Raw genomic sequence first — 17,069 nt, forward strand, 5'->3', positions numbered from 1 at the left:
ACGGGGCAGGGATTTCGGGTACGGCGGAGCGCGACCCGGCGCCGATGGTCCGATTCCCGGAGGTGGTCTACGCGGTCGAGAACAGGTGGTCGCTGATCAGCCGGGCCCCGCCGATGACTCCGGCGGTCGGGCCCAGTTCCCCGAGGACGATGGGCAGGTTGCCGGTCGCGAGGGGGAGCGACTGGCGGTAGACCTGGGTGCGGATCGCGGCGAGCAGGGTGTGGCCGAGCCCGGTCACCCCGCCGCCGATCACCACCAGGGCGGGATTGAAGAAGCTGACGAGGGCCGCGATGACCTGGCCGGTGCGGTTGCCGCCCTCGCGGATCAGATCGAGCGCGGTGGCGTCGCCCGCCGCGGCGGCCGCGGCCACGTCGACGGCGCTCAGCGTGCCGTTCGCCGCCAGTCGCGTGGCGAGTTCGGCCGAGCGGCCCTGCTGGGCCGCCTCCACGGCGTCGCGCGCGAGCGCGGCACCGCTGAAGTGGGCTTCCAGGCAGCCCCGGTTGCCGCAGGCACACGGACGCCCGTCGGGCACGGCCTGGATGTGCCCGATGTCGCCCGCGCTGCCCGTCGCACCACGGTGGACCTCTCCGCCGACGACGATGCCGCAGCCGATGCCGGTGCCGATCTTGACGCAGAGGAAGTCGCCCACGGAGCGGGCGACGCCCGCGTGCTGCTCCCCCATGGCCATCAGGTTCACGTCGTTGTCGACCATGACCGGACAGCCGAGTTCCTGGCTGAGCGCCTCGCGGACCGGGAAGCCGTCCCAGCCCGGCATGATCGGCGGGGCGACCGGGACACCCTCGGGGAAGCGGACGGGACCGGGAACGCCGATCCCCGCCCCGTCGAATCCCTCCGCGATCCCCGAAGCCCTCAACTTGGCCGCCATGGACAGCACTTGCTCCGACACCGCGACCGGGCCCTCGCGTACGTCCATGGGCTGGTTGATGTGTCCGAGGATCTCCAGCTCGGCGTTGGTGACAGCCACGTCGATCGAGGTGGCGCCGATGTCGACGCCCAGGAACCGCAGCGCCGGTGCGAGCCGGATGTTGTGGGAGCGGCGGCCGCCCCGCGAGGCGGCGAGTCCGTCGGCCACCACGAGGCCGGTCTCCAGCAGCCGGTCCACCTCGACGGCCAGTTTCGACCGGGAGAGGTCGATGCGATCGCCTAGCTGGGCACGAGAGTTGGGGCCGCCGTCACGCAACAGCCTTAGCAGCCGGGCCTGATGGGCGTTCGCGGGTCGCGCCGTCATACGTCTCACGAACCCCTCCCCGCCTCGGTCGGCACCTGCGTCGGTCAGGTTCCGGCCACCGTCACCGGTCGCGCTTTCGAGGGGAACGTAGCAGTGGCTGCCGGGAGTTGGAAGAAGTCGTGCACGGATTGCAGCACACTTTCTCCACTCGCAGGACAAAGGAGGACCGGCGGGCCGAGGACCGAGCCCTCCGGCGGGGCGGCCGCATACGATCTCCGCAGAACATCTGTCGCGGGGGGACGCATGAACAGGGCAGGGAACGAGGCGGGGCACACGTCGGTGGACGAACCGGCAAGGCCGCCGGCGGGCGGGGTGAGCGACGGGGCGGGGGATCCGGCGGCACACCGGACCGGGCACGCGGTGAGCGACGGGGCGGGGCGGCGGGTCAGCACGCTGGAGCTCTTCTTCGACCTCGTCTTCGTCTTCACCCTCACTCAGCTCACCGTGCTGCTCGCCTCCGACCTGTCCTTCGCGACGGCGGCCCGCGTCGCGCTGATCTTCATGGTGCTGTTCTGGATGTACGGCGCCTACGCGTATCTCACCAACCAGGTTCCGCCCGACCGGCCTTCACGGCGGATCCTGCTGTTGCTGGGCATGGGTGCGTTCCTGGTGTGCGCCCTGGCCGTCCCGAGCGCCTTCGACGACGGCGGCGTGGTCTTCGGCCTGGGCTTCCTGGCCGTCGTCCTCGTGCACAGCGCGCTCTACACCCGCAGCCACGGCCGCGACGTCATCTGGTACGCGGTGCCGAACTCGCTGGCCGCGCTGGCCGTCACGGCGGCGGGGCTGTTCGACGGACTGCGCGCCGACGGGCTGTGGCTGCTGGCGCTGGTCCTGCAGTTCGTCACGCCGTTCTTCGCCGAACACGGTCCGCGGCGCCGGGGCGGGCGCGAAGCCGCCGTGCTGCGCTCCCAGTTGGGGGCGCTCGACCCGGCCCACTTCGTCGAGCGGCACGGGCTGCTGCTCATCGTCGCGTTCGGCGAGTCCGTCATCGCGATCGGCATCGGGATCGGGAGCCGGCCGCTCACCGCGGATCTGTTCGTGGGCGCCTTCCTCGCGCTCGCGCTGGCCGGCGCCCTGTGGTGGACGTACTTCGTCCGCGACGAGCACGCGGCGGAGGCCGCGTTCACGGCGACGCCGCCGGACCGTCGCTGGCGCCTGGCGATGAACGCGTACTACTACGCCTTTCTGCCCATGCTGCTCGGCATCGCCTACTGCGCCACCGGGGTGAAGAAGGCGCTCGGCCATCTCGCCGAGCCGTCGCATACCGGTCCCGCGCTGACGCTGGCGGGCGGGGTCGCGCTGTTCCTCGCGGGGGACGTGGCGTTCCGCTCGGTGCTGCGGCTGTGGCCGGTGACGTTCCGCGCGGTCGCGGTACCCGTCGCGGGGGCCACGGCGCTGCTCGGCGTCCGGTTCTCGGCGGTCGTCGAACTGCTGGCGCTGGTGGCCGTGTTGGTGGTGATGCTCGGCGCGGAGGCACGCTGGTCGCCCTCCGGCACCGGCCCCCGCACGGTGACGGCGCCCGCCGCCTGACGGTGGGAGACGGCATCCGCCGACCGACCGGCGGAGCCGGCGGCGTCCGCCGTCCTGCTACTTCTCGCGGTCGTGGTACATCTGCCGCGTGTGCTCCGTGTGCGCCCGCATGACCGCGGTGGCCCGCTGTCCGTCGCGCTCCGCCATCGCGGCGATCAGTTCGCGGTGTTCGATCCAGGACTGCCGCCCGCGCTGCCGGGCCACCGGTGTGTAGTACCAGCGGACCCGGCGGTCGACCTGTGCGGCGAGCTCGGCGAGGACGGTGTTGCCGGCGAGTTCCATGACCTTGGCGTGCAGCCGCGCGTTCGTCGCGACCGCGGCGTCGACGTCGTCCTCGGCGACCGCCCGTTCGCCCTCGGTGCACAGGTCTTCGAGCGCGCTGATGGCGGCGGGATCCGCGTTGGCGGCGGCGAGCCGGGCCGCCTCGGCCTCCAGGAGCGTACGGACCGTGAGGAGCTGGTCGGCCTCCGCCTCGGTCGGCTCGTGCACGAACGCGCCCTGGGCGGGCCGCAGATCGACCCAGCCCTCGGTGCTCAGCCGCTGCAGAGCCTCCCGCACCGGCTGCCGGGAGACTCCGAGATGACCGGCGAGTTCGCTCTCGACCAGGTGCTGGCCCGGCTGGAGGGCGCGGGTGGTGATGAGTTCGAGCAGCGCCTCGTAGACGCGGTCACGGAGCGGGCCGGGCCGCTCGAGCTTGGGTACCGCTCCCTGAGGCAGGCCTGTCGACAACATCACGGTCCCTCCCTGGGCAGCGTCGTCGCCGCGATAGGAAAGTCGATTATCAATTGTCTTTCGCCTACAGTCTACGGCGCACAAACCCGTCACAGGCACGGGAGTTGGGCTTGTCACACCCGGGGAAGCAGGGGCCGTACGGACAGCTCGGGCCACCTCACGGACGACTCGGGCCGCCTCACGGACAGCCCGGGCCGCCTCACGGGCAGCGGACGACCTGCCCCGCGTAGGAGAGGTTGCCGCCGAAGCCGAACAGCAGGACCGGGTCGCCGGTGGAGATCTCTCCGCGCTCGACGAGCTTGGAGAAGGCGAGCGGGATGCTCGCGGCGGAGGTGTTCCCGGAGTCGACGACATCCCGCGCGACGACGGCGTTGACCGCGCCGATCTTCAGGGCGAGCGGCTCGATGATGCGCAGGTTGGCCTGATGCAGGACGACCCCGGCGAGATCCTCGGGCACGAGGCCGGCCCGCTCGCAGGCCTTGCGGGCGAGCGGCGGGAGCTGTGTGGTGGCCCAGCGGTAGACGCTCTGCCCCTCCTGCGCGAACCGCGAGGGGGTGCCCTCGATGCGCACCGCGTGCCCCATCTCGGGCACCGACCCCCAGAGCACCGGCCCGATGCCGGGCTCCTCGTCCGCGGGACAGGCCTCGACCACGGCGGCCCCCGCCCCGTCCCCGACGAGGACGCACGTGGTGCGGTCGGTCCAGTCCGCCACCTCGGTCATCTTGTCGGCACCGATGACGAGCGCCCGGGTCGCGGCACCGGCGCGCACGGTGTGGTCCGCGGTGGCGAGGGCGTGGGTGAACCCGGCGCAGACCACGTTGACGTCCATCGCGGCCGGCGAGGGGATACCGAGGCGGGCGGCGACGCGCGCGGCCATGTTCGGGGAGCGGTCGACGGCCGTGGAGGTGGCGACGAGGACGAGGTCGATGTCGCCGGGCGTCAGACCGGCGGAGGCGAGCGCCTTGGCGGCGGCGTGCGCGGCCAGCTCGTCGACCGGTTCGTCGGGCCCTGCGACATGGCGGGTCCGGATGCCGACACGGCTCCGGATCCACTCGTCACTGGTGTCGACCATGCCCGCCAGGTCCTCGTTGGTGAGTACCTTGGCGGGCTGATAATGACCGACGGCGGCGATCCGTGAGCCGTTCATGAGTGGTCCCCCTCGTGCTTCGTGTAGCGGGATCCACCAGTCTGATCAATGACTCACGAGTACGGCGGCAGGTGAAGCCACAGGATTGCGGCGCCAGGCTTGTCGGCTTCTGTCAGACCTTGGGACGTCCGAACACCTACCCCGAGAACAGTTGGGTGGCCTTCTGTACGAGCTCGTAGACGCCGTAGCACAGGGGCGCGCCCACCCACAGCCAGGCGAAGGCGGTCAGGGCTCGCCGGTCAGGCGGACTCGGGCTGCTGTCGTGCGACATCGGCGGCCTCCCTCGGTGCGGGGATGTGGTGGCGGGCGTCCACGGGGCGTACGAGCTCGTTGGCGACGAAGCCGACGGCGAGCAGCCCGATCATGATCAGGAACGACATTCCGTACAGGGACGAGCCGTGCCTGCCCGCCGCCTCCTGGTGGTCGGCGATCCGGTTCACGATCAGCGGTCCGAGGACGCCGGCGGTGGACCAGGCGGTGAGCAGCCTGCCGTGGATGGCGCCGACCTGGTAGGTGCCGAACAGGTCCTTCAGATACGCGGGGACCGTGGCGAAGCCTCCGCCGTAGAAGGAGAGGATCACCAGCGCGCTCAGGATGAACAGCGGTTTCGAGGAGTCTCCGAACCAGGCGATGAGCGCGTACATCAGGGCGCCGACCCCGAGGTAGACCCGGTAGATGTTCTTGCGTCCGATCAGGTCGGAGGTCGAGGACCAGCCGATCCGGCCGGCCATGTTGGCGGCGGAGAGCAGGGCGACGAACCCGGCGGCGGCGGAGACGGTGACCGGGGTGGAGGTGTCCGCGAAGAAGTCCGTGATCATCGGGGCGGCCTTCTCCAGGATGCCGATGCCGGCGGTGACGTTCATGCACAGGACGACCCACAGGCACCAGAACTGCGGGGTGCGGACGGCGTTGCGGGCCGAGACCTGGACTCCGTCGAGCGCGCTCGGAGCGGACGGGGACGGCTTCTCGCCGCGCGGCACGCGCACCAGCAGCACGCCGAGGCTCATGAACACGGCATACGTCAGCCCGTGCACGAGGAAGGCGACCGCGATCCCGGAGGAGTCGGAGCCGAACGACTTCAGCATCTGGGCGGACCAGGGCGAGGCGATCAGCGCGCCGCCGCCGAAGCCCATGATCGCGATGCCGGTGGCCATTCCGGGCCTGTCCGGGAACCACTTGATCAGGGTGGAGACGGGTGAGATGTAGCCGATGCCGAGGCCGGTGCCGCCGACGAAGCCGTAGCCGAGGACGATCAGCCAGTACTGCTCGGTGGCCGCGCCGAGCGCGGAGATGAGGAAGCCGGAGGAGAAGCAGACGAGGGCGACGGTCATGGCCCAGCGCGGACCGTTGCGCTCGACGAGGGTGCCGCCGAACGCGGCCGACAGGCCGAGCATCACGATGGCGAGCTGGAAGGGCAGGGCGCTCTGGGTTCCGCTGAGACCCAGCGCGGATTCGAGCGGCGGCTTGAAGACGCTCCAGGCGTAGGCCTGGCCTATGGAGAGATGGACCGACAGGGCGGCCGGCGGGACGAGCCAGCGGCTCCAACCGGGGGGTGCGACAGGAGGGCTCATGATCCGGGACGATAGAAAGCGGTCGCCCGGCTGTGAAGCGGCCCGACCAAAACCCGTCGACCGTATGCGATGAGCGGTATCCCTGACGCGACGAACGGTCACCCGACCGGGCACCGGCGGCCACCCGGGCCCGACCGGGCAGCGGTCACCCCACCGGCCCGCCCGCACCACCCCACCGGTCCACCCCTACCGCCCATCGGTCCGCCCGTACCGCCTCGCAGCCCGGCCGCATCGCCCCGGCGTTCCGCCCGCCTCGCCGGCCCGCCCGCGCCACCCCGGCTGCCCGCCCGCCTCGCTCCGCCGCTCCACCCGCGGCGGCGGCCACGGGGGCATCGGGTCCGGTCCGGCCCGGTCCGGCCCCTTGTCGCCCTCCATTCCATCCTGTAGACAATATTTCGTCGACAGAGTTCGGCAGTTCCTCGGTACCCTCGACCGAACGGAGCGCCACACAGTGAGAGTCGCAGTTCTCGGCGCCGGTGCGATCGGCGCCTACGTCGGCGCCGCTCTGCACCGCGCGGGCGCCGACGTGCATCTCGTCGCCCGTGGACCGCATCTCGCGGCCATGAGGCAGCACGGCGTCCAAGTCCTCAGTCCACGCGGTGACTTCACCGCGCACGCCCACGCCACCGACGACCCGGCCGAGATCGGTCCGGTCGACTACGTCTTCCTCGGTCTGAAGGCCAACTCGTACGCGGCGTGCGGGCCGCTGATCGAGCCCCTGCTGCACGACACCACGGCGGTCGTCGCCGCCCAGAACGGCATTCCCTGGTGGTACTTCCACCGGCACGGCGGACCCTGGGACGGCCACCGGGTGGAGAGCGTGGACCCGGGCGGCGCGGTCAGCACGGTGCTGGCCCCGGAACGGGCCGTCGGGTGCGTCGTGTACGCCGCGACCGAACTGGAGGGACCGGGCGTCGTCCGCCACCTCGAAGGCACCCGGTTCTCCCTCGGGGAACCGGACCGGTCCGTCTCGGCGCGCTCCCGGTCGTTCAGCGACGCCATGCGGGAGGGCGGGCTGAAATGCCCGGTCGAACCTGACCTGCGCAACGACATCTGGCTCAAGCTGCTCGGCAACATCTCCTTCAACCCGATCAGCGCGCTGGCCCGCGCCACGATGCGGCAGATGTGCCTGCACGGCGGGACCCGCAGGGTCATCGAGATCATGATGACCGAGACGCTCACCGTCGCGCAGGCCCTCGGCTGCGAGGTGGGGGTGTCCATCGAGCGGCGCCTCGCGGGTGCCGAGCGGGTCGGCGACCACCGCACCTCCACGCTCCAGGACCTGGAACGCGGCAAGCCGCTGGAACTCGACGTGCTGCTCGCGGCCGTCGTGGAACTGGCGGAGATCACCGGGGTGCCGGTCCCGACCCTGCGCACCGTGCACGCCATCTCGGATCTGCTCGCGCTGCGGACCGCGGCATGAGCGCGGAGCGGGCCGCCCGCCCGGCAAGGCACCCCGCGGCCCGCTCCGCGGGTGCAGGACAATGAGAACGTGAAGGTCGCCCTTACGGCACGCCCCCGGACGACCCGAACGCCAACCGGCGATCGCAACAGCCGATCCGGCCGGCCGCACGTACGGAAGCGGGACTGATCAGGACATGGGACGAGTCACGGAACGACGCAAGGTGATCCGCGTCCGGAACGGAGCCGTGAGCTCCCGCCCGGACACGCTCGTCGCGGAGGAGCCGCTGGAGATCCGGCTCAACGGAAAGCCCCTGGCGATCACCATGCGCACCCCGGGCGACGACTTCGCACTGGCCGCGGGCTTCCTGGTCAGCGAAGGGGTGCTGGGCCTGGCCGACGAGCTCCAGAACATCGTGTACTGCGCGGGAGCCACGGAGGACGGCTCCAACACGTACAACATCGTCGACGTGCGGACAGCGCCCGGTGTCGTCGTCCCCGACATCACGCTCGAACGCAATGTGTACACGACGTCCTCGTGCGGCCTGTGCGGCAAGGCGAGCCTGGACGCGGTCCGTACGACAGCCCGCTGGACCATCGACGACACGGCGGGCGGCACGACTCCCCCGGTGCGGCTGGAACCCGACCTGCTCGCGAGCCTCCCCGACCGGCTGCGCGCGGCCCAGCGGGTCTTCGACCGGACCGGGGGCCTGCACGCGGCGGCGCTGTTCACCGAGGACGGCGAGCTGGTCGACATCCGCGAGGACGTGGGCCGGCACAACGCGGTCGACAAGCTGGTCGGCCGCGCCCTGCAGAACGGCACGCTCCCGCTCGCCCGGACGGTCCTGCTGGTCTCCGGCCGGGCGTCCTTCGAGCTGGCGCAGAAGGCGGTGATGGCGGGTATCCCGATGCTGGCGGCCGTCTCCGCCCCGTCGTCCCTGGCCGTCGACCTGGCGGCGGAGACCGGCCTGACGCTGATCGGCTTCCTGCGCGGCGCCAACATGAACGTGTACGCGGGCGAGCACCGCGTCGCCCTGCGGGCCACGGCCGGCCAGGGCTGACCCCGGCTCCCCGCGACACGGCGGCGGGGCCCCGAACGGCGGGGAGCGCCCCCTGCGCCGGAGGGGGCCCCGCCTCGGCCCGGATCAGCACCGCCGGCGCCGTACGCGACGGGTTTCACCCGTACCCGGGGTTCACCGGACCGAGAAGCGCACCTCACCGGCGGTCACGACCGTGCCGAGGCGCGGGAAGTCCAGACGGACGGAGGCGTCGTGCTCGGAGGCGGTGAACGCGGCCATCGCGTCCTCGACGAAGACGAGGTCGTAGCCGAGATCCCCGGCGGCGCGAGCGGTCGACTCGACCCCGAGGTTGGTGGCGATTCCGCCGAACACCAGCGTGGAGACGCCGTGTTCGCGCAGACGCTCGTCGAGGCCGGTGCCCTGGAACCCGCCGATGGTCCGCTTCACGATCTCCAGGTCACCCTCCGCGACGAGTCCGGCGACCAGTCCGCTCCCGGGCGGCTGCTCCGCGACTCCGGACCGCTCGACCCGGATGAGCACGACAAGCGCGCCCGCCTTTCGGAAGGTTTCCGCCAACTCCTCGGCGGTGGCGAGAACTTCGGTCCCCTTGTGCGGCTCCAGGGGCAACGCCACGATGCGCTCCATCAGATCGACGAGCACGAGTGCGGTGCGCGCCGGGTCGAGGGCGAGGCGGGGTTCGGTTTCGGGTGCGGTCATGACGGAACGTTAGCCCGCATCAGCCGTCCGTACCGGAAATCCGGGTCGACAAGCCCGTGAACTGCTCCTCGCCGAGCGGACGCACAGGCACGCAAATTCTGGCGTGAACACGACCGGTACCTGCTCCTTGTGGGGTGCATGAGGGCCCAAGTAGCCTCTGCGGCGCGAACGTTGGACGTGGGATGTCCGGAGGATCCGGATTGCCCAGCCGCCGTACGAAGGGCAGGTCGCACCATGCCGTCACGCCTCGCCACCCGTCTGAGATCCGTCCTCGCAGCCCTCCCCGGACGCCGCTCCCGTACCCGTCCACGCCCCGCCCCCTCCGCCCGGCCGGGCCCCGGCCCGCGTACCCGCACCCGCACCGGACCCTTCTTGGGCGCCCAGCCCGGACCCCGTTCCCGGGCCCGCCTCACAGCCGCCCTGACCTCCGCCTTCAGCATCGCCGCCCTGGTCGTGCTCCCGGGCACGGCGCGGGCCGAACCAGCCGCCGCCGGAGGCGAGTTCGAGCAGCAGGTGCTGTTCAAGGCCTCCCAGGATCCGGGCTATGCCTGCTTCCGTATCCCCGCGGTCGTCCGGACGACCGCGGGGACGCTGCTGGCGTTCGCCGAGGGACGCGTCCTGAACTGCGGTGACGCGGCCGACATCGACATCGTCGTGAAGCGCTCCACCGACGGCGGCCGTACCTGGAGCCCGCTCCAGGTCGTCAACGAAGGGAACGGGGACACCCACGGCAACCCCACACCGATCGTGGACCGCGAGACCGGCCGGATCGTACTGGCGGAGACGTACAACACGGGCCGTACGGACAGCGCGAGCTGCTCGGTGCCCTGCGACCGCACCCCGCACCTCCAGTACAGCGACGACGACGGTCTGAGCTGGTCGCAGCCGCGCGATCTCAGCTCCGAGATCCTGCCCGCGAGCTGGAACTCCTGGTACGCCACCGGTCCAGTGCACGGCGTCCAGCTCACCCGCGGCCGGCACGCGGGACGGCTCGTGTTCGCCGTCAACACCGAGACCTGGGACGGCGGCCGGGTCACCGCCAACAACGCCGCTCTGATCACCAGTGACGACGGCGGCGACCACTGGGACATCGGGGCGAGCGACTCCTGGCCGATCGCGGCCGACGGCACCTTCCGGCAGAAGCCGTCCGAGATGACCCTCACCGAGCGCACCGACGGATCGCTCCTGGTCAGCGGCCGCGAGCAGGACGGGACCGACCTCGGCCACCGTACCCAGGCGGTCAGCCGGGACGGCGGCGACAGCTTCGTGTCCCCCTTCCGTGACGTCCCGGACCTCTACGCGCCCCAGGTACAGGGCTCGACGCTGCGCTTCGGGGACCGGATCCTGCTCTCCTGCCCCGCCGACCCGGACCGCCGCCGCACCATGACGGTCCGCTCCTCCTACGACGGCGGACGCACCTGGGACAGCGTGGACCGCGGGACGGTCGTCACCACCGACTGGTCCGGCTACTCCGACCTGGTGGGTGTCGACGGCGACACCGTGGGCCTGATGTACGAGGGCGGCGCGGTCGACGCCCGCGACGAGATCCGCTTCGCCCGCTTCACCGAGGACTGGCTCCGGCCGCGCCGGGGCCCCGACCCGACGACGGCCGACCTCGCTCCGCTCACCCGGCGGGCGGCGGTCCTCGGCGGCGCGAGCGAGACCGCGTGCGTGCTCGGGGGCGGGCTGGAGTTCGACGGCACCGACGACGCCGTACGACTGCCGTATCAGGACCGGCTGCCGCTGGGGACGAAGGACTTCACCGCGTCCCTGTGGTTCCGCTACACGGCCACCAGCGGTGAGCAGCCCCTGCTGTGGATGGGCGGGATCGGTACGAGCCAGCCCCAGGTGTGGCTGCGCGGGGAGCCCGCGTCCGGCCGGATCACCGGACTCATCACGACCAGGAACGGCGCGTCGCCCCCGGCCACGGCGTTCGTCCGCACCACGAGCTCCTTCAACGACGGCCAGTGGCACCATCTGGCGCTGCGCCGCGGCGGGGGGCAGCTCAGCCTGTTCATCGACGGGACGACCGTCAGTACGGCGGACGTTCCCGGATCGGTGAGCCGGAACTCGCCGTTCGGCGTGCACATCGGCCAACGGATGGACAGCCGGGCCTACTTCACCGGGGCGATCGACGAGGTGCGGGTCTACGACCGCGCGTTGAGCGATGAGGAACTGTCGGTGCCGCCCTCGCGGAAGGTGACCCGGGACACCGTCCTGTGGCTCCCCCTGGACCGGGTGAGCGGGGACCACCAGGCCCCTCACCCAGCCCCTGCCCACCCGCGGTCGGACAGGGGCTAGCGTCCCGTCGTCGCGACCGGGGAGAGCAGGGACCCGGAGGAGCGGGCCGAGCCGGTGGCGCGGCCCGCTCCTCCGGCCGTGCCACCGGTGCCCGTCGCTCCCCCGGTACCGGACGGCTCGTCCGGGCCGGGCCGGGCGCTCACCTCGGGATCACGGGCCCGGCGTTTGGCGATCACCGCGCACACCATGAGCTGCATCTGGTGGAAGAGCATCAGCGGGAGCACGGCGAGGGAGGCGTGCGCGCCGAACAGGACACCGGCCATGGGCAGGCCCGAGGCCAGCGACTTCTTGGACCCGGCGAACTGGATGGCGATCCGGTCCTCCCGGTTGAAGCGCAGAGCCTTCGCGCCGTACCAGGTCAGAAGGAGCATGACGCCGAGCAGCAGTGCCTCGACGACGAGGAGTCCCGCCAGCCGCACGGCGCTGACCTGGCTCCAGATGCCCTGCACCATGCCCTCGCTGAACGCGGTGTACACGACGAGCAGGATGGATCCGCGGTCGACGTAGCCGAGGACCTTCTTGTGGCGGGTGATGAAACCGCCGATCCACGGGCGCAGCAGTTGTCCGGCCATGAACGGCACCAGCAGTTGCAGCACGATCCTGACGACCGAGTCCGTGGAGAAGCCGCCGCCGCTGCTGCCGAGGAGGAGGGCGGCGAGCAGCGGGGTGATGACGATGCCCGCGAGCGACGAGAAGGAGCCCGCGCAGATGGCGGCGGGCACGTTGCCGCGGGCGATCGAGGTGAAGGCGATCGACGACTGGATGGTCGAGGGGACGAGCGTGAGGAAGAGGAGGCCGGTGTAGAGGTCGTGGGTCAGGAAGACCGGCTCCAGGCCGCGGGCGGCGAGGCCGAGCAGCGGGAACGCCACGAAGGTGCAGATCAGGACCGTACCGTGCAGCCGCCAGTGTTTGAGGCCGTCCATCGCCTCACGGGTGGACAGGCGTGCGCCGTACAGGAAGAAGAGGAAGGCGATGGCCGCCGTGGACGCGCCCGAGGCGACATCCGCCGCCCCGCCGCTCGCCGGGAACAGGGCGGCGAGACCGACGGTCCCGAGCAGCAGCAGGATGTAGGGGTCGACCGGCATCCAGCTCGGCCACTTCAGGCGTTTCACGGTGCTCCACTGCTCGGTTGCTCGGTTCGGTGCGGGTGATCGTCATCGGCGGATCGTGCCCTCTCCATCGTCCCCTTCCGGGGCGCGATCGGGAATCCGTCATACCGCTCTGACTGTCATCACGTATCGCGATAACGTGGAGCCGTGTACGACCCTTCCCAGCTGCGTACGTTCCTGGCGGTGGCCCAGACGCTGAGCTTCACCCAGGCCGCCAGGCGGCTGGGGGTGCGCCAGTCCACGGTCAGCCAGCACGTGCGCCGGCTGGAGGACGCCGCCGGACGTCAGTTCTTCTCCCGCGACACCCACTCCGTGGAGCTCACCGAGGACGGTGAGGCGATGCTCGGGTTCGCGCGGCGGATCCTGGAGGTGCAGGAACAGGCGACGGCGTTCTTCACGGGGACCCGGCTGCGGGGCCGGCTGCGCTTCGGCGCGTCCGAGGACTTCGTGCTGACCCGGCTGCCGGAGATCCTGGAGGGGTTCAGGACCGACCACCCCGAGGTGGACCTGGAGCTGACGGTCGAGTTGTCCGGCACCCTCCACGAACAGCTCGCCGCCGGGCATCTCGATCTGGTGCTGGCGAAGCGGCGGCCCGAGGACCCGCGCGGCGAGCTCGTCTGGCACGACCGTCTCGTGTGGATCGGCGCCCAGCGGCTTCGGCTCAACCCGGACCGCCCGGTCCCGCTGATCGTCTACCCGCCCCCGGGCATCACCCGCGCACTCGCCCTCGAAGCGCTGGAGCGCCAGGGCCGGCCGTGGCGCGTCGCCTGCACCAGCGGCAGCCTCAACGGTCTCATCGCGGCGGCCCGCGCGGGCCTCGGCGTGATGGCCCACTCGCGGGGGCTGGTGCCGCCCGGCCTGGTCCGGGTACCGGAGCGGGCGGGACTCCCGGAGCTCGGCGAGGTCGACTTCGTACTGGTGCACGGCCGGCGGCGGCCGTCCGCGCAGGACGCCGCGGACGCGCTCGCCACGGCGATCCTCGCGGGCGGGGACCGGCTGCATCGGGGGCAGCGGCACTAGGAGCACCGGTCGCCCGGCCCGCGCGGCCGGGTGGGCTCCGGCGTCGACGTGCGGCGTGCGGCGGAACCGAGCGTGCGGCAGGGCCTGTACGTGCCCCGCCCCCGGGAGGCTGGATCGCCCGGTTCCGGCGGCCCGGATCACTCGATCCCGGCTGTCCGACAGCCCGGAACCGGACATTCCGAATCGACGCTCCGTGACGCCGGATCCCCGTTCGCGGACGTAGCGATTCCGTGGAGATTACGGACTCGAAACCTACGGAACCGTAAGGGATTCTGTCCGACCCTTCCCCTTGTGCGGCATTTCCGTGGCTGACCTGTGCGGACGCCGCACCCGTCGGCGGTTCGATGCCCCTCCCGCCCGCTCGCGTGGTGGGGTAGCTTTCACGGCGCTGTGCGGAGGCCACGAGGAGCGGTATTGCGCGAGTTCACCAACCCCCCGTTGGCGTCGGCGCCGCCGGTGGGCGGCCTGGCCGACGCCGTGTTCGAGTATGCCCAGGTGGACCCGCTCCACGTCGCCCTCGGCCGCAAGGACGAGCAGGGACAGTGGCGCGACGTCACCTCGGCCGAGTTCCGGGACGAGGTCCTGGCGCTGGCCAAGGGCATGCTGTCCCAGGGCATCCGCTTCGGCGACCGGGTCGCCATCATGTGCCGCACCCGCTACGAGTGGACCCTGTTCGACTTCGCCCTGTGGACGATCGGCGCCCAGGTCGTGCCCATCTACCCCACCTCCTCGGCCGAGCAGGTCTTCTGGATGCTGCACGACGCGCAGGTGTCGGCGGTCATGGTGGAGCACGAGGACCACGCGATGACCATCGCCACGGTCGTCGACCGGCTGCCCCAGCTGCACAAGCTGTGGCAGCTCGACGTGGGCGCGGTGCACGAGCTGTACGAGGCGGGTGCGCACATCGACGACGAGGTGGTCCACCGGCACCGTCGCGCGGTCACCCCCGCGTCCGTCGCGACGATCATCTACACCTCCGGCACGACAGGACGTCCCAAGGGCTGTGTCATCTCGCACGCGAACTTCATGTTCGAGGCGGACACCGTCATCGAGCGCTGGGAACCCGTGTTCCACTCCAAGCGCGGCGACGAGGCGACCACCCTGCTGTTCCTGCCGCTCGCGCACGTCTTCGGGCGGATGGTGCAGATCGCCGCGTTCCGCGGGCGGGTCAAGTTCGGGCACCAGCCCCAGCTCAACGCGTCCGCGCTGCTGCCGGACCTCGCCGCCTTCCGGCCCACCTTCTTCCTGGCCGTGCCGTACATCTTCGAGAAGGTCTTCAACGCCGCGCGCCGCAAGGCCGAGAAGGAGGGCAGGTCCGCCCCCTTCGAGAAGGCCGTGGACATCGCCGTGCGCTACGCGGACGCCGTCGAGTCCAAGGCGTGGGGCACCGGTCCGGGCCCCTCGGCGAGCCTGCGCATGCAGCACCAGGTCTTCGACAAGCTCGTCTACTCCAAGGTGCGGGCCGCGATGGGCGGCCGGGTCAGGCACGCGATGTCGGGCGGTTCGGCGATGGACCGGCGGCTCGGGCTGTTCTTCGCGGGCGCGGGTGTCACCATCTACGAGGGGTACGGGCTCACCGAGTCCACGGCCGCCGCCACCGCCAACCCGCCCGAGCTCACCCGGTTCGGCACCGTCGGGCAGGCGATCCCCGGCACCACCGTGCACATCGCGGACGACGGCGAGATCTGGCTGAACGGCGGCAACGTGTTCCAGGGCTACCTGAACAACGACAAGGCCACCGACGCCACCCTGCACGACGGGTGGCTTGCCACCGGCGATCTCGGGTCCCTGGACGAGGACGGCTATCTCACGATCACCGGCCGCAAGAAGGAGATCCTGGTGACCTCCGGCGGCAAGAGCGTCTCGCCGGGCGTGCTGGAGGAGCGGGTGCGGGACCATCCGCTGGTCGCGCAGTGCATAGTGGTCGGAAACGACCGGCCCTACATCGCCGCGCTCGTCACCCTCGACTCCGAGGCCGTCGAGCACTGGCTCCACATGCGCGACAAGCCTCCGCTGTCCGCCGGCGATCTGGTGCGCGACCCGGATCTGGAGACCGAGGTGCGGCGCGCCGTGGTCGCCGCGAACACGCTGGTATCGCAGGCCGAGTCGATCCGCACGTTCCGGATACTGGCCAACCAGTTCACCGAGGAACACGGCCTGCTGACGCCGTCCCTGAAGCTGAAGCGCAAGGCGATCGAGAAGGCGTACTCGGCCGAGGTCGAGGCGCTCTACCGGACGTGACCCCGGGTGGACCGCGGGGCGGGCGCGCGGAGGCCCGCATCGGTCTCCGGCGCAAGCGTCGGCGTGATTGATCGGACTATTTCAGCCAATCTTCGATTCTCCGTGCCCGGAGCCCGGTCAGGAATGCATCACGGCCCGTGATCGTTGACCATACGAACACCACCCGACGACTGAAGGATCGAGAGCTCGTGAGCAAGGTCCCCCCGATCATCCTGAACAACGGCGTCGAGATGCCTCAGCTGGGCTTCGGTGTCTGGCAGGTGCCGGACGACGAGGCGGAGCGGGCGGTCGCCACCGCGCTGGAGTCCGGGTACCGCAGCATCGACACTGCGGCGATCTACGGCAACGAAGAGGGCACCGGCAAGGCCGTCAACGCCTCCGGCATCGCCCGCGAGGAGCTCTTCGTCACCACCAAGCTCTGGAACAGCGACCAGGGTTACGACTCCGCCCTGCGCGCCTTCGACACCTCGCTGGACAAGCTCGGCCTGGACTACGTCGACCTGTATCTGATCCACTGGCCGACGCCGTCCAAGGGCACGTACGTCGACACGTTCAAGGCCTTCGAGAAGATCTACGCCGACGGCCGCGCCAAGGCCATCGGCACCTCGAACTTCCTGCCGGAGCACCTGGCGAAGCTGATCGAGGAGACGTCCGTCATCCCGGCCGTCAACCAGATCGAGCTGCACCCGCACCTCCAGCAGCGCGCGGCCCGTGAGCTCCACGCCGAGCAGGGCATCGCGACCGAGGCCTGGTCGCCGCTCGGCCAGGGCAAGGGCCTCCTGGAGGTCCCGGCGATCATCGCCATCGCCCAGAAGCACGGCCGCACCCCGGCCCAGATCGTCCTGCGCTGGCACCTCCAGCTCGGCAACGTCGTGATTCCGAAGTCCGTGACCCCGTCCCGGATCAAGGAGAACATCGACGTCTTCGGCTTCTCCCTGGACACCGAGGACATCGCGGCGATCTCGGCACTGAACGAGGACCGCCGGCTGGGTCCCGACCCGGCCACGTTCGACATCGGCTGACCGGGCCCGA

Annotated in this window: 14 protein-coding genes; 7 read left to right on the top strand and 7 right to left on the bottom strand. The window is 71.2% G+C overall.

The genetic code is table 11. From position 1 onward, the window contains the following. Positions 1-67: 67 nt before the first annotated feature. Complete coding sequence (locus tag OG780_RS08660; RefSeq protein WP_328457987.1) at positions 68-1,249, bottom strand: ROK family transcriptional regulator; 1,182 nt, start codon at positions 1,247-1,249, stop codon at positions 68-70. A gap of 243 nt (positions 1,250-1,492) precedes the next feature. Between OG780_RS08660 and OG780_RS08665 the strand changes: the two genes are divergently transcribed. Continuing rightward, the gene (locus OG780_RS08665; protein ID WP_328446297.1) at positions 1,493-2,779 is read left to right on the top strand and encodes a low temperature requirement protein A; all 1,287 of its coding nucleotides are present in this window, start codon (positions 1,493-1,495) and stop codon (positions 2,777-2,779) included. Positions 2,780-2,836: 57 nt separating this feature from the next. Here OG780_RS08665 and OG780_RS08670 read toward each other — a convergent pair whose 3' ends face one another. The 4 genes from OG780_RS08670 to OG780_RS08685 form a co-directional block, all read right to left on the bottom strand. After that, on the bottom strand, positions 2,837-3,511 hold the full coding sequence (locus tag OG780_RS08670; RefSeq protein WP_326784581.1) for a GntR family transcriptional regulator: 675 nt from the start codon (positions 3,509-3,511) through the stop codon (positions 2,837-2,839). A gap of 199 nt (positions 3,512-3,710) precedes the next feature. Continuing rightward, a complete protein-coding gene (locus tag OG780_RS08675) occupies positions 3,711-4,658 on the bottom strand; it encodes a beta-ketoacyl-ACP synthase III (RefSeq protein ID WP_328446301.1) in 948 nt (315 codons plus the stop codon). A 136-nt stretch (positions 4,659-4,794) separates the two neighbouring features. Then, on the bottom strand, positions 4,795-4,929 hold the full coding sequence (locus OG780_RS08680; protein ID WP_326784583.1) for an MFS transporter small subunit: 135 nt from the start codon (positions 4,927-4,929) through the stop codon (positions 4,795-4,797). Then, the gene (locus OG780_RS08685; RefSeq protein WP_326784584.1) at positions 4,898-6,229 is read right to left on the bottom strand and encodes an OFA family MFS transporter; all 1,332 of its coding nucleotides are present in this window, start codon (positions 6,227-6,229) and stop codon (positions 4,898-4,900) included. Before OG780_RS08685 ends, OG780_RS08680 begins: the two co-directional genes overlap by 32 nt. 451 nt (positions 6,230-6,680) lie before the next feature. On the opposite strand from OG780_RS08685, the gene OG780_RS08690 reads away from it, so the two are divergent. Then, positions 6,681-7,652, top strand: a complete 972-nt coding sequence (locus OG780_RS08690) for a 2-dehydropantoate 2-reductase (protein WP_328446303.1) — start codon at positions 6,681-6,683, stop codon at positions 7,650-7,652. A gap of 175 nt (positions 7,653-7,827) precedes the next feature. Continuing rightward, entirely contained in the window at positions 7,828-8,691 is an 864-nt protein-coding gene (fdhD, locus tag OG780_RS08695) for a formate dehydrogenase accessory sulfurtransferase FdhD (protein WP_328446305.1), read from the top strand. A 132-nt stretch (positions 8,692-8,823) separates the two neighbouring features. Here the strand turns inward: fdhD and OG780_RS08700 are convergent, their stop codons facing one another. After that, entirely contained in the window at positions 8,824-9,366 is a 543-nt protein-coding gene (locus OG780_RS08700; protein WP_328446307.1) for an isochorismatase family protein, read from the bottom strand. Between the two features lie 372 nt (positions 9,367-9,738). Here OG780_RS08700 and OG780_RS08705 point away from each other — a divergent pair, with 372 nt between their 5' ends. Next, entirely contained in the window at positions 9,739-11,667 is a 1,929-nt protein-coding gene (locus OG780_RS08705) for a sialidase family protein (RefSeq protein ID WP_328446309.1), read from the top strand. Here the strand turns inward: OG780_RS08705 and OG780_RS08710 are convergent. Continuing rightward, a complete protein-coding gene (locus tag OG780_RS08710) occupies positions 11,664-12,752 on the bottom strand; it encodes a bile acid:sodium symporter family protein (protein ID WP_328457989.1) in 1,089 nt (362 codons plus the stop codon). The genes OG780_RS08705 and OG780_RS08710 overlap by 4 nt on opposite strands. Positions 12,753-12,923: 171 nt before the next feature. Between OG780_RS08710 and OG780_RS08715 the strand changes: the two genes are divergently transcribed. The 3 genes from OG780_RS08715 to OG780_RS08725 all read left to right on the top strand — a co-directional run bounded on the left by OG780_RS08715 (position 12,924) and on the right by OG780_RS08725 (position 17,059). Next, complete coding sequence (locus OG780_RS08715) at positions 12,924-13,796, top strand: LysR substrate-binding domain-containing protein (RefSeq protein WP_328446311.1); 873 nt, start codon at positions 12,924-12,926, stop codon at positions 13,794-13,796. A 414-nt stretch (positions 13,797-14,210) separates the two neighbouring features. Further along, positions 14,211-16,037, top strand: coding sequence for an AMP-dependent synthetase/ligase (locus tag OG780_RS08720; protein WP_328446313.1), 1,827 nt, complete (start codon positions 14,211-14,213; stop codon positions 16,035-16,037). Positions 16,038-16,267: 230 nt separating this feature from the next. Further along, complete coding sequence (locus OG780_RS08725) at positions 16,268-17,059, top strand: aldo/keto reductase (RefSeq protein WP_328457991.1); 792 nt, start codon at positions 16,268-16,270, stop codon at positions 17,057-17,059. Positions 17,060-17,069 lie beyond the last annotated feature (10 nt).

It is taken from the genome of Streptomyces sp. NBC_00386, assembly GCF_036063235.1.
Classification (GTDB): Bacteria; Actinomycetota; Actinomycetes; order Streptomycetales; family Streptomycetaceae; genus Streptomyces.

Bases quoted from the DNA above. Each gene is read 5' to 3' on its own strand.
- OG780_RS08670 (WP_326784581.1), bottom strand. From the start codon at position 3,511: ATGTTGTCGACAGGCCTGCCTCAGGGAGCGGTACCCAAGCTCGAGCGG.
- OG780_RS08710 (WP_328457989.1), bottom strand. From the start codon at position 12,752: ATGCCGGTCGACCCCTACATCCTGCTGCTGCTCGGGACCGTCGGTCTC.
- OG780_RS08660 (WP_328457987.1), bottom strand. From the start codon at position 1,249: ATGACGGCGCGACCCGCGAACGCCCATCAGGCCCGGCTGCTAAGGCTG.
- OG780_RS08685 (WP_326784584.1), bottom strand. From the start codon at position 6,229: ATGAGCCCTCCTGTCGCACCCCCCGGTTGGAGCCGCTGGCTCGTCCCG.
- OG780_RS08725 (WP_328457991.1), top strand. From the start codon at position 16,268: ATGCCTCAGCTGGGCTTCGGTGTCTGGCAGGTGCCGGACGACGAGGCG.
- OG780_RS08700 (WP_328446307.1), bottom strand. From the start codon at position 9,366: ATGACCGCACCCGAAACCGAACCCCGCCTCGCCCTCGACCCGGCGCGC.
- OG780_RS08665 (WP_328446297.1), top strand. From the start codon at position 1,493: ATGAACAGGGCAGGGAACGAGGCGGGGCACACGTCGGTGGACGAACCG.
- OG780_RS08675 (WP_328446301.1), bottom strand. From the start codon at position 4,658: ATGAACGGCTCACGGATCGCCGCCGTCGGTCATTATCAGCCCGCCAAG.
- fdhD (WP_328446305.1), top strand. From the start codon at position 7,828: ATGGGACGAGTCACGGAACGACGCAAGGTGATCCGCGTCCGGAACGGA.
- OG780_RS08680 (WP_326784583.1), bottom strand. From the start codon at position 4,929: ATGTCGCACGACAGCAGCCCGAGTCCGCCTGACCGGCGAGCCCTGACC.